Source organism: Sphingobium sp. WTD-1, from assembly GCF_030128825.1.
Taxonomy (GTDB): domain Bacteria; phylum Pseudomonadota; class Alphaproteobacteria; order Sphingomonadales; family Sphingomonadaceae; genus Sphingobium.
Genome location: NZ_CP119127.1, coordinates 1,334,503 through 1,346,699, shown reverse-complemented (window position 1 = coordinate 1,346,699; position 12,197 = coordinate 1,334,503). Strand labels below are relative to the sequence as shown.

At 66.0% G+C, this 12,197-nt stretch carries 13 protein-coding genes; 9 read left to right on the top strand and 4 right to left on the bottom strand.

The genetic code is table 11. The annotated features are described in order from the left end of the window. Positions 1 to 9: 9 nt before the first annotated feature. Positions 10 to 963, top strand: a complete 954-nt coding sequence (locus tag N6H05_RS06695) for an NAD-dependent epimerase/dehydratase family protein (protein ID WP_284113190.1) — start codon at positions 10 to 12, stop codon at positions 961 to 963. Positions 964 to 1,125: 162 nt separating this feature from the next. Next, positions 1,126 to 1,257: a hypothetical protein gene (locus N6H05_RS06690; protein ID WP_284113189.1), complete on the top strand. Its 132-nt coding sequence runs from the start codon at positions 1,126 to 1,128 to the stop codon at positions 1,255 to 1,257. 47 nt (positions 1,258 to 1,304) lie between these two features. On the opposite strand, the gene N6H05_RS06685 is transcribed toward N6H05_RS06690, so the two are convergent. From N6H05_RS06685 to N6H05_RS06675, 3 genes are all read right to left on the bottom strand, one after another. Next, the gene (locus N6H05_RS06685) at positions 1,305 to 2,183 is read right to left on the bottom strand and encodes a UTP--glucose-1-phosphate uridylyltransferase (protein ID WP_004208866.1); all 879 of its coding nucleotides are present in this window, start codon (positions 2,181 to 2,183) and stop codon (positions 1,305 to 1,307) included. Between the two features lie 89 nt (positions 2,184 to 2,272). Continuing rightward, positions 2,273 to 2,749: a hypothetical protein gene (locus N6H05_RS06680; protein ID WP_284114185.1), complete on the bottom strand. Its 477-nt coding sequence runs from the start codon at positions 2,747 to 2,749 to the stop codon at positions 2,273 to 2,275. 158 nt (positions 2,750 to 2,907) lie between these two features. After that, a complete protein-coding gene (locus tag N6H05_RS06675) occupies positions 2,908 to 3,081 on the bottom strand; it encodes a DUF1674 domain-containing protein (protein ID WP_284113188.1) in 174 nt (57 codons plus the stop codon). Positions 3,082 to 3,168: 87 nt separating this feature from the next. On the opposite strand from N6H05_RS06675, the gene htpX reads away from it, so the two are divergent. From htpX to N6H05_RS06640, 7 genes are all read left to right on the top strand, one after another. Beyond that, a complete protein-coding gene (gene htpX, locus N6H05_RS06670) occupies positions 3,169 to 4,137 on the top strand; it encodes a zinc metalloprotease HtpX (RefSeq protein ID WP_284113187.1) in 969 nt (322 codons plus the stop codon). Beyond that, positions 4,137 to 4,454: a hypothetical protein gene (locus N6H05_RS06665; protein ID WP_284113186.1), complete on the top strand. Its 318-nt coding sequence runs from the start codon at positions 4,137 to 4,139 to the stop codon at positions 4,452 to 4,454. Before htpX ends, N6H05_RS06665 begins: the two co-directional genes overlap by 1 nt. A 37-nt stretch (positions 4,455 to 4,491) precedes the next feature. Further along, positions 4,492 to 5,802 carry an RsmB/NOP family class I SAM-dependent RNA methyltransferase gene (locus tag N6H05_RS06660; protein WP_284113185.1) on the top strand — a complete coding sequence of 437 codons (1,311 nt, stop codon included), beginning with the start codon at positions 4,492 to 4,494 and terminating at the stop codon, positions 5,800 to 5,802. Between the two features lie 51 nt (positions 5,803 to 5,853). Continuing rightward, positions 5,854 to 6,339: a diguanylate cyclase gene (locus N6H05_RS06655; RefSeq protein ID WP_284113184.1), complete on the top strand. Its 486-nt coding sequence runs from the start codon at positions 5,854 to 5,856 to the stop codon at positions 6,337 to 6,339. A gap of 72 nt (positions 6,340 to 6,411) precedes the next feature. Continuing rightward, positions 6,412 to 7,074, top strand: a complete 663-nt coding sequence (gene rpe / locus N6H05_RS06650) for a ribulose-phosphate 3-epimerase (protein WP_284113182.1) — start codon at positions 6,412 to 6,414, stop codon at positions 7,072 to 7,074. Beyond that, entirely contained in the window at positions 7,071 to 8,837 is a 1,767-nt protein-coding gene (locus N6H05_RS06645) for a heparinase II/III family protein (protein WP_284113181.1), read from the top strand. The genes rpe and N6H05_RS06645 overlap by 4 nt, the downstream gene beginning before the upstream one ends. A gap of 222 nt (positions 8,838 to 9,059) precedes the next feature. Continuing rightward, complete coding sequence (locus N6H05_RS06640) at positions 9,060 to 10,247, top strand: glycosyltransferase family 87 protein (RefSeq protein ID WP_284113180.1); 1,188 nt, start codon at positions 9,060 to 9,062, stop codon at positions 10,245 to 10,247. On the opposite strand, the gene N6H05_RS06635 is transcribed toward N6H05_RS06640, so the two are convergent. After that, positions 10,220 to 12,166 carry a S9 family peptidase gene (locus N6H05_RS06635; protein WP_284113179.1) on the bottom strand — a complete coding sequence of 649 codons (1,947 nt, stop codon included), beginning with the start codon at positions 12,164 to 12,166 and terminating at the stop codon, positions 10,220 to 10,222. The genes N6H05_RS06640 and N6H05_RS06635 overlap by 28 nt on opposite strands. Positions 12,167 to 12,197 lie beyond the last annotated feature (31 nt).

The following is a 12,197-nucleotide window of genomic DNA, read 5'->3' as shown; positions in this document are numbered from 1 at the left end:
TAGACCGACATGCATGTCCTGCTGACCGGATCGTCGGGCTGGCTGGGCCGTTTCCTGGCGCCGATGCTGCGCGCGGCGGGACATGCAGTGACCGGCCTGGACGTCGCGCCGGGCCGGGACACCGACATCATCGGATCCGTCGCCGACCGGGCGCTGGTCGACCGGATCTTTGCCGAACGCGGCATCGACGCAGTGATCCATGGCGGCGCGCTGCACAAGCCGGACATCGTCCGCTACCCCGCCCAGACCTTCATCGACGTCAATGTCACCGGCACGCACAACCTGCTGGAAGCGGCGGTCGCGGCGGGGCATGACCGCTTCGTCATGACATCCACCACGTCGCTGATGATCAGCCAGGCGGTGCGCGACGAGGCCGGTGAGGCTGCGGTGTGGCTGGACGAGCAGAGCGGGCCGCTGGAGCCGCGCAACATCTATGGCGTGACCAAGCTGGCCGCCGAGGGGCTGTGCCGGGTGCAGCAACTGGAGCAGGGCATCGGCTGCACTATCCTGCGCACGGCCCGCTTCTTCCCGGAGGATGACGACAGCAACGCCAGCCTGTCAGGACAGAATCTGAAGGCCAATGAATTTCTCCATCGGCGGCTCACGGTCGAGGATGCGGCACGGGCGCATCTGGTGGCGCTGGAGCGGACGCCGCCGGCGCGTTGCGAAACCTATCTGGTTTCCGCGCCGACGCCGTTCGTTCGGGCGGAAGCCGAGGAACTGAAACGCGATGCGGCAGCGGTCATCGCGCGGCATTTTCCCGAAGCCGCAGAGCTATATGCCCGGCGTGGCTGGCAACTGCCGGCTTCGATTGGCCGGGTCTATGATGCGGGATTGGCGCAGCGCCAGATGGGGTTTTGCTGCAAGACGGAGTTTGCCGCGATCCTGACGGCGCTGGCGAATGATGCGGCGATGCCGTTCATTCACGACGCCGATTATGTGTCGCCAGCCGTGCAAAATTGACAGCGAAGCTGACAGTTTGAGCCCATTGTTGCGTTACTGATTTTAGAGCGGCCATTCCGATCATTCGTTACTTTTAATCACGAATGATAATCGATCCGCTGCATCAGTGTGAGTGGAAGGATGCGCGTGACTTCATGCGGGCCATGCATGATAATAGTTCGCATGAGCAAGATTGAAACCGCAATTGCCGTCCCAATCCGGCAGATGGTCAACCCGCTACAACTCGCCCTAGGCGGCGCGATCGCGCTGTCGGGGGCAGCACTATTGCTGGCGCAAGCGGCCAGCCTGGCCTGATGCGCCAAATGGGGTAGCCCGCGTGGCCACCCCATCTGGTCGATGCATCAGTTGGCCAGTTCAGCCTTCGCAAAGTCGCGGATATGGGCGCCGATATCCTCGCGCTCCAGCGCCAGGGCGAGGTTCGCCTCGATATAGCCGGCCTTGGAGCCGCAGTCGAAACGGCGACCATCGAAGGTTACACCGTGGAAGGGCTGCTTGCCGATGAGCGACGCCATGGCATCGGTCAGCTGAATCTCACCGCCTGCACCCTTTTCCTGGGTTTCCAGGATCGTCATGACGTCGGGCTGCAGGATATAGCGGCCGGGCAGGATGAGGTTGGAGGGGGCGGTGCCGAGCTTGGGCTTTTCCACCAGGCCCTTCACCTCGGTCAGGGCGCCGTCGCGCGCACCCGGATCGATCACGCCGTAGCTGGGCGTCTGGTCCATCGGGATTTCGAGCGCGCAGACGAGGTTGCCGCCGACCTTTTCATAGGCCTCGACCATCTGCTTCATGCAGCCATTGCCCGGCGCGCCCTTCATGAACTCGTCGGGCAGGATGATGGCGAAGGGTTCGTCGCCGACGATGTCGCGGGCGCACCAGATGGCGTGGCCAAGGCCGAGCGGCTCCTGTTGCCGCAGGAACACCGCGTCGCCCGGCGCCAGCCGAGTGCCTTCGAGCGCCGACAGATCCTTGCCGCGCTCGCGCTGGGTAATCTCGCATTCGAAGGCGATGTCGAAATAATCCTCGATCGCACCCTTGCCGCGTCCGGTAACGAAGATCATCTGCTCGATCCCCGCCTCGCGCGCTTCATCCACCGCATATTGGATCAGCGGACGATCGACCACCGGCAGCAATTCCTTGGGCACGGACTTGGTCGCGGGCAGAAATCGCGTGCCAAGACCAGCAACAGGAAAGACGGCTTTGCGAATCGGTTTGTTCGACATGGGACTCCGTTCTCGATGGGCGCCAGTTCGCTGGGGGATCGCGAACCGGAAGGAAAAGGTCAAGCGCTACGGTAACTTGTGTTTATCTGTCAGATCGTCAGAAGACGCTGAGCGACTTGTTCGAGCGCCGCAATTTCATCATTCAAATGGTCCAGACTGATATTCTGGACATTATTACGCAGGTCGCGACAGAGGAAACCATCCGGTGCGGGATGCTGAAAACCGCCGATGATGAGCGCGCGAAACCGATCGATCCGTTGCAGATCGCGCTCCACCTCCGAAATCTCCGTCAACGCAGCGGCATTGCGGCGGTCACGCATGGCAACGGTGGTGCGCAATTCGGTCATCAGCTTGGCCATCGTCGGCCGCGTACGCGCGCCCACGGTACGGACATCGCCCATGGTTTCGCGCAATTCGGCCAGCCGTGCCTCCAGACTCTGTTCCAGCATCGTCCAGGCACAGACCAGTCGCCCGATACCGCACAATAAGGCCGCATCTTCCGGCGCATAGGCCGCAACCGGCTTCACCTTGTCGTCCTGCGCCAATTCCGCGCTCACGCCCCGCATACTCCTCATGCCCCTGAACCTGCGCAGACCCGACCGGAAAGGCCAGAGCAAGGGGTTGCGCTCGCCCGCTGCCCCGGCACGGGCCAACGGGATATGTGCTGAAACGTCGGCGAACCGAACAAGTTGCGTTCAGCGGTGGTCGATCAGAAATCGCCGGATCAGAAATCGATGGCGATGCCCTTGCGTTCCCAGTCGCCATAGCGGACCGGGCTCAGTTCCTCGTCCAGCACAGGCTGCTGGTCGAGCGGATCGGGCTGGGGCACGGGCGGGCTCTTGGAGAGATGCTCGGGCGCCTTCACATGCGCCGGGCGCTTGCCGTTGAAATGTCCCATGTCGGGCCTTTCGATTGCGGAGCGCGCGCGGCAACCCCATATTCAGTACAAGGCCCGCTATCTGGGCCGCAAAGGAGCGATGTGCAAGTGAGTGGTTTTCGCACGGTGATGCTGTTGTCGGCGCTGACGGCGCTGTTCATGGCGCTGGGCTACACGCTGGGCGGTAGCGGCGGCGCGGTGATCGCCCTGCTGGTGGCGGCGGGCATGAACCTGTTCACCTTCTGGAATGCCGACAGGATCGTGCTGTCCATGCACAATGCGCGCGAGGTCGATGCGCACAGCGCGCCCGAATTTTACAGCCTGGTCCAGGCGCTGAGCCAGCGCGCCGGCCTGCCGATGCCGCGCGTCTATGTGATCGACCAGGATGCCCCCAACGCCTTTGCCACCGGCCGCAATCCCGACAATGCCGCCGTGGCGGCGACCACCGGTTTGCTCAACATGCTGACCCGCGACGAAGTGGCCGGCGTGATGGCGCATGAACTGGGCCATGTGAAGAATCGCGACACACTGATCATGACGATGGTGGCGACCATTGCCGGTGCCATTTCGATGCTGGCCAATTTCGGCCTCTTCTTCCGCGGTGGCGGCAATGAGGAAAATGGCCATAGCAATATGATCGCGACCTTGCTGGCGGTGATCGTCGCCCCCTTTGCCGCAATGATCGTGCAGATGGCGATCAGCCGCACCCGCGAATATGGCGCCGACCAGGCGGGGGCAGAGATCAGCGGCAATCCGCGCGCGCTCGCTTCCGCCCTCGCCAAGATTTCCGGCCGGGCCGAACTGATCCCCAACCCGGTGGCCGAGCGCAATCCAGCCGCCGCCCAGCTCTATATCGTGCCGGTGCATGTGAGCGAGCTCTTCTCGACCCATCCGGCAACCGAGAAGCGCATCGCCGCGCTGGAGGAAATTGCGCAGGATATGGGCCAGAGCGGTAGCCCACCGCCCATAGCTATGCCGCCGCAGACTTCCACGCGGGCATCGGCCCTTTCTCCGGTGGCACCGCCGGTGGCAGCGCCCAAGCCGCGTCGCAGCGCCCTCGATCCGCACGGGCGCTGATGCCGGTCGACGAGATGGGCGAGATCGCCTTCCGCGCCGCTGGTTTTGTGGCGCGCGAGGCGGCTGGGCTGGTCGTCGACATTGCCGTCGAATATATATTCTCCCGCCATACGCCGCGCCTGTTCCACGCTATCGGCCGTCGCACCATCGCGATCGCCACGCTGGGCCGCAAACGCATCCCCTCTTCCTTGCGGGTGGTGCCAAAGGGAATGGTGCCGCGCCCGCGCCGATCGGACTGGTTGGCGCTGTGGGTGGGCGTCGCCACCAGCATCACCCTGGTTGCGGCAGCGATCTACACGGTCGTCTGCTTCGTTTGAAGATGACCCCAGGGCCAAAAGCGCGTAGGGGCCGCTGATGTCCCGTCGTCCTAACGCCCGTTCCGGTGCCCCGCGCGCCGATGATGTCCCCGGCCTGCCCGCGCGCCGTGCTGCACTCAAGCTGCTGGACGCCGTCTTGCGTCGGGGCGATCCGCTGGAAATCGCGCTGCATGGCGCGACCCAGGGGCTGGCTGACCGGGCCGACCGGGCGCTGGTGCATGCCATCGTGGCCGAGACGTTGCGCCATTTGCCCGATCTCGACGCGCTGATCGACGGCGCGACCAAACAGCCCCTGCCCGGCGATGCCAAGGCGCGGATGGTGCTGCGCATCGCGCTCATCCAGGTGCTTGCGCTGGGCACGGCGCCCCATGCGGCGATCGCCACCGCGCTGCCGCTGGTCGATGGCGGGCCGCGCAAGCTGGTCCATGGCGTGTTCGGCACCGTGACCCGCGCCGAGCCGAGCCTGCCCGTGCCGCCGACCCTGCCCGCCGAAGTCGCCGAACGCTGGACCGGGCAATGGGGCGATGCAATGCCGCTGGCGGCCGCCCATGCCTATGCCGTGCGCCCGCCGGTCGACATCAGCCTGCGCGATCCGGCGGAGACCGGCAAATGGGTCGAGGCGCTGGGCGGCACCAGCTTTGCGCCCGGCCATGTCCGCCTGCCCGAGGGGGCGGTCGTGCCCGACCTGCCCGGCTTTGCCGAGGGTGCCTGGTGGGTGCAGGATATCGCTGCCTCCTGCCCGGCCCGGCTGCTGGGCGCGGGCGAAGGCCGGACCGTGCTGGACCTGTGCGCCGCGCCAGGCGGCAAGACGATGCAACTGGCCGCCGCCGGCTGGGCCGTCACCGCGGTCGACCAGTCGAAGAAAAGGCTGGAGCGACTGAGCGAAAATCTGGCGCGCACCGGCCTGTCGGCCGATGTCGTGCAGGCGGATCTGCGGCAATGGGCGCCGGATGCGCCGGTCGATGCGCTACTGCTCGATGCCCCATGCACCGCGACCGGCATCTATCGCCGCCATCCTGACGTGCTGCACCGGATCGGCCCGCGCCAGATCGCGGAACTGGCCGAATTGCAGGGCGAACTGCTGGCCCGCGTTGCCGATTGGGTGAAGCCGGGCGGGACGCTGATCTACGCCACCTGCTCGCTGGAACGCGCCGAGGGCGAAGAACAATTGGCGCGCTTCCTGGAAGCACGGCCCGATTTTGCGGCCCAGCCGGTAACGGCGGGCGAACTGCCCGACGACATGGTGCCGACCGCCGACGGCTGGCTGCGTACCTTGCCCGACACGCTGGCGGAACAGGGCGGCACGGATGGCTTTTTCGTTGCAAGGATCGTGCGCATCGGGAACTAAGGCTTAACCATGAGGGGTTTAAGGTGAGGCCCTTCGCTGGAAAGGCCCACCTTGCGTCCGACCGAACCTCTGCCCCTGCATCATAGCTGGCCGCTCTACGACCTGCGCGAGCATCTCGCGCCGGTGGTGCTGGATAATGATATTGCGGGGAATGAGGCGGCGCTGGCCGATCGGGGACTGGGCCTGTGGCATTGCAACCTGACCGACAACAGCCTGAACTGGACCAAGGGCGTCTATGACATTTTCGGGCTGGAACCCGGCAGCATCGTGCCCCGGCCGCTGTCGGTGTCGCTCTATGCCCATGACAGCCGCGAGGCGATGGAGCGGCTGCGCGCCTATGCCATCCGCCACCAGCGCGGCTTCACCCTGGACGTCGATATCCGCCGCCCGGACGGCAGCGATTGCGCGATGCGGCTGATCGCCGCGCCGGTGCTGCTGGACGGCGAAACGGTGGCGCTGCACGGGGTCAAACAATGGCTGCCGAAGGATGTCGGCGCGCCGGTCCGACTGGAACCGACGACCTTCTTCATCCCCTGATGCGACTCATCGCCGCACCGCGCAAATCATGCGTTGCCCTCGCCCCAAGGGAGGGCTAATGCGAGCGGTCAAATGACCCATCCCATTCTCATCTCTCCGTCCATCCTGTCCGCCGATTTCGCACGGCTGGGAGAGGAAGTCCGCGCCATCGACGAAGCTGGTTGCGACTGGATCCATATCGACGTGATGGACGGGCATTTCGTGCCCAACATCACCATCGGTCCGGCCGTGGTGAAGGCGCTGCGCCCCCACACCAAGAAGCCGTTCGACGTCCATCTGATGATCTCGCCGGTGGACCAGTATCTCGACGCCTTCGCCCAGGCCGGCGCCGACATCATCACCGTCCATCCCGAGGCCGGCCCGCACATCCACCGCACCGTGCAGCATATCATGTCGCTGGGCGTGAAGGCCGGCGTGGTGCTGAACCCGGGCACCCCGGCCAAGATGCTGGACTATCTGATCGACGATATCGACCTGATCCTGGTGATGAGCGTCAATCCCGGTTTCGGCGGCCAGAGCTTCATCGAGAATCAGCTGCGCAAGATCGAGGCGTGCCGCAAGATGATCGAGAAGAGCGGCCGCGACATTCGACTGCAGGTCGATGGCGGCATCGACATCAACACCGCGCCCAAGGCGATCGCGGCGGGCGCCGACGTGCTGGTCGCCGGCACCGCGACCTTCCGTGGCGGCCCGGCCGCCTATGCCGACAATATCAGGACGCTGCGGGGCGGGTGACGAACCAGCGGCGCCAGTCCTCCCCTGTCGCCGTCGAGGCCGGTCATGAACCGGCCGACGACGGCATCGAACAGGGCAAGCGGCTCATCCGCGTCGCGGATGACAAGGGCCTGTCGCTGGCCGAGCGGATCGCCAATCATTTCTATCGGCTGAGCTGGAAAACGCCGCTGCACAGCCGGCGGCTGAAGGGCAAATATCCGCTCAAGCTGCTGGCGGTGCCGGACGATGTCGTGCCCGGCGACCCGCGCGCCGGCCAAGCGATCCGCGCCGGCTATTTCCTGTTCCGGGGCCAGAAGCTGGCGATCGATACGATCGATTTCGGCAAATTGGCGGTCGGCCCGGCCTTCACCGACTATCTGCACAGTTTCCACTGGCTGCGCGACCTGTCGACCGCGGCGACGCGCGAACAGGGCGCGCCGGTGGCCGAGGCGCTGATGCGCAAATGGCTGGCCGCCCATGCCGAAACGCCGAGCGATCCGGCCTGGCGCGCAGACAATGCGGCCTGGCGGCTGCTGTTCTGGACCGCCCATGCGCCACTGATCCTGTCATCGAGTGACCTGGTCTACCGGTCGCTGGTGCTCAACTGCATCGCCCGCACCGCGCGCCATCTGGACCAGAGTGCGGACAAGGCCGCGCCCGGCCTGCCGCGCCTGGTCGCCTGGGGCGGGATCGTCGCGGCGTCGATGCTGATGCCCGGCGGCAATCCGCGCAAGCTGTTCGGCGAAGCGGGCCTGAAGCGCGCGATCGACAGCGCCTTCCATGGCGATGGCGGCATCATTTCCCGGTCGCCGCTAGCGCAGCTGGAAGGCGTGATGCTGCTGGCGATGGTGGTCGCGGTCTATGACGTGCGGCGCGAACAGGTGCCCGGCTTCCTGATCGACGGGCTGAGCCGCGCGGTGCCGGCGCTGCTGGGCCTGACCCATGGCGATGGGGGGCTGGGCAACTGGCAGGGCGCGGGTGCAGTCGATCCTGACCTGGTCGAAGCGCTGGTGCAGGCCAGCCGGGTGCGGACCCGACCACTGCGCCAGGCCCGCGACTGGGGCTATCAGCGGATCAGCGCCGGTAATACGGTCGTGCAGATCGATGCGGCGCCGCCGCCGGTCGCACGCCTGGCCGCCGCCGGCTGCGCCTCCACCGGCGCGATCGAGATCAGCGACGGGCGGCTGCGGCTGGTCATCAATTGCGGCGGCGCGGCGCTGGAAGGCGCCTATATCCCGCGTGATCTCGCCCAGGCGCTGCGTTCGACCGCGGCGCACAGCACATTGGTGCTGGACGACAGCAACTCGACCGCGCTGATGCCCGACGGCACGCTGGGCAAGGGCGTGACCGAGGTCGAGCTGAACCGGCAGGAGCTGGACAATGGCAGCCGGGTAGAGCTGAGCCATGACGGCTATGTCCGCCGCATGGGCTATGTCCACCGCCGCCTGCTGATGATGAGCGGCGACGGCAAGGAAGTACGCGGCGAGGATATGCTGACCCCGGCGACGCGCGGTAAGAAGCCGGTCAAGCGGCCGGTGCAGCTGCGCTTCCATCTGGCGCCCGGCGTGGAACCGACCCTGACCGCGGACAGCCAGGGCGCGCTGCTGCGGATCGAGCTGGGCGCGCTGTGGCAGTTTCGGACCGGGGCCGGCGTGCTGAGCGTCGAGGATAGCCTGTGGGTCGATGGCGACGGCCGCCCCCACCCCACAAGGCAGCTGGTGGTGACGAGCGAGGCACTGCCGGGCGGCTCCAGCATCGGTTGGCTATTCAAGCGGGTCGGCTGACCCGCATCGCACCGGCGCGATGTTGCGCCATCGTGGCAATGTCCATTTTTTCCTATGAACCCCGCGTACAAGGGCGCATGCAAGATGAGCGACCCGAGGCCCGTTTGCTACCAATCAACGACCTCGCTCTCAGGCCCGGCCACTTTCAGCGGCCGGGCCGCTAGCCCTCTCCCTTCAGTCGCGCCTAATCCGATCTTCATTCTTTCATCCTAAGCAGTCCGCATGATGGCGGGGCTTTATGACCGGATGGGAGCGATCCCGATCATGCAGTTGCGGCGGATTGCGCATATCTGGTGCGTGGTCGCAGGCCTGCTGTTCCTGGCCTATCTGGCGCGGCAACTGCGCCAGGGCATGACCGATGGCGCCGGCCATCCCTTTGGCGAGGATTTCCTGAATTTCTGGTCCGGCGCGCATCTGGCGGTGACGGGACAGGCCGGCATCATCTATGATCTCGCCGCTTTCCATGCGTTCGAGACCGGGATCGCCAACGCCCCCATCGACCTTTATCATTACAGCTATCCGCCGGTAATGTGGCTGATCTCCGCCCCCTTCGGCCTGCTGCCCTATCCGCTGGCCTGGGCAGCCTGGCAATTGCTGGGATGGGGCGCCTTCGCGCTGGCGGTGCGGCGACTGGCGCCGGCACAGTGGCTGCTGGTCGCGCTGGCGGCGCCGGCGCTGTTCATCAATGCAATGGGCGGCCAGAATGGCTGCTGGACCGCAGCGATAATCGGTTGGGGCTTGATCCTGCTGCGCGAGCGGCCGGCGGTGGCGGGCATGATCCTCGCCCTGTTCGTGGTGAAGCCCCAACTGGGCTGGCTGATCCCGCTCGCCTTGCTGGCCGGGCGGCAATATCGGGCGCTGGCCGCGTTCATAGGAATGGCGCTGGCGCTGATCCTCATCACCCTGCCGCTGTTCGGGATCGATGCCTGGATCGCCTATGTGCAACAAGGCAGCCTGCTCAAGAGCGTGATCCTGGAACATGGCGACGGCACCTGGCACCGGATGCTGTCCATCTTCGTGCTGGTCCGGCATGGCGGCGCGCCGATCCCGCTGGCCTATACCGCGCAGGCGATCGCCAGCCTGACGGTCGCCCTGCTGGTGCTGCGGGTCTGGCACCGCGAGGGGCCGACGGCGCGGGCCAAGGCTCTGCTGGTGCTGGGCGCGCTGGGAGGGTCGCTCTATGTCAGCGACTATGATTGCGTCATGGTGCTGCTCGCCGCGCTGTGGCTGTGGCCACAGGCGACGGCGCAGTTGCGCGGGCGGATGGCGCTATTGCTGGCGATGCCCTTGTTCGCCGCGCCCCTGGCGCTGATGAGCGGTGTAGCGCTGGGCGCTTTGGCCTTGTGGCCAGCGCTGCTGGGCGCCGGCCTGCGCCACGCGCCCTATCTGGCGGACGACGGCTTCAGATAAGTGTCGAACCAGGCGACGGTGCGGGTCAGCGAATCGAGCTGATTCTCCTTCTTCTGGAAGCCATGGCCCTCGGCCGGGTAGAAGATCGTTTCCACCACATTGCCCTTGGCCTTGAGGATGTCATGCACCTCCTGCGCCTGGCCGCGCGGCACGCGAATGTCATTCTCGCCCTGGATGGTGAGCAGGGGCGCCTTCGCCGCGCGGATATAGGTGAGCGGCGAGGCGGCGTCATAGACCTGCGGATCGCTCTCCGGCGTGCCGAGCAGGCTGCGCTGATAGGCCTTCAGCTCCTCATCCTGGTCGCGATACATGGTGCGCCAGTTGATGATGCCGAACCACTGGACGGCAGCAGCGAACTCGTCGGGCGCCCGGCCGATCGCCATCAGGGTCATGAAGCCGCCATAGCTGCCGCCGAATATGCCTACCCGCTTGGCGTCGACATAGCCGCTGTCGACCAGGAAATGCTTGGCCGCGACCGTGTCCTTTAGGTCGGCGCCGCCCAGATCCTTGACATTGCCGTCCTGGAACGCCTTGCCATAGCCGGTCGAGCCGCGGAAATTGGGCTGGATCACGACGTAGCCGCGACTGGCAAAGGCGGTGGCGTAGCGGCTGTAACCATCCTGCGCCTGACCGGTGGGGCCGCCATGGGGCAGGACGATGGCGGGGTTGCTGCCGTCGCGCTTCAGATTGGCGGGCATGGTCACGATCGCGCTGATGAGCGTACCGTCGAAGCTCTTATAGGTGACGACGTCGGACTTGGGCAGCGCGGCGGGCTGAAGGCTGGCGATGGCGAGCTGGGTCGCCGGGCGCGCAGTGCCGGCCGCGAGGTCATAGAGATAGAGATTGGCCGGTGAATCGGCGCCCGAATGATTGAGCATCAGCATGGTGCCGTCGGGCGAGCGCGGCTCGCTGCCGACCAGATAATTGACGCCCGGCGGGATGGCGAGCGGAGTTTCGGCGCCGCTCGCCAGGTCGAAGCGATAGAGGCTACTGCGCGCGTCGGCGTTGATGCGGAAGATGAGCGCCCTGCCATCGCGGGTGAAGCTGGCCGGCACCTGTTCCCAGGGCGTGGATTTGAGCCAGCGCCATTTGCCGGTGGCCGCTTCAAGCAGGCCACCATGAATCTGGCCGCTACCTTCATCGGTGGAGACAGCGATCCATTTGCCGTCGGCGGTCGCATCGGTCGCGGCATAGACGGTGTCGGCCTTGCCGAGCAATTTCGCCGCCTTGCCACTGGCGACGTCGATGCGCCAGATCTCGCTGACCTTGGAATCGATCCGCATGCGGTTGGCGATCAGCGCCTTGCCATCCGCGATCCAGGCGACCGGTGACCAGCTGAACTGCGGGTCGGCCTCCCGCGTCAGGTCGCGCACCCTGCCCGCGCCATCCATCACCGCGACATCGGACTGGCCCTGCGTCTTCAATTTGGTGACGAGCGCGACCAGCCCGCCGCTGGGGCCGACCAGCAGGTCGCTTTCGCGCCGGTCTGGGGTGTTGGTGAGATTCTCGACCGCGCCGCCGTTCACCGGCACGCGATAGATGTCGCTATATTCATTGCCGCCGACATCCTGCTGGAACAGCAGATAACGGCCGTCGGCGGAGGCGGCGAGGCCGGTCTGGGCGTCATCCGACTGGGTCAACTGCATCGGCCAGCTGCCCGCCGTGTCGGTGCGCCAGATATTGGTGCGGCCGGTGAGGTTGGTGGCGACGAAAATCTGTTTGCCGTCGGCGCTCCACGCCGCGCTCGACAGGCTGCGCGAGGCACCGATATCGGCGAGCGGCACGGCGCGGGCATCGGGATTGACCGGCGAGGTCAGGCTCTTGGGATCGGTAACTGCCCGTTCCGGCGTCGGAATTTGCGCCAGCGCCGGAAAGGCGGCGAGCAAGGGCAAGGCGGTGGCGGCGAGCAGATAGCGCATGTCAGATCCCCCAACTGTTATGCGATCACAA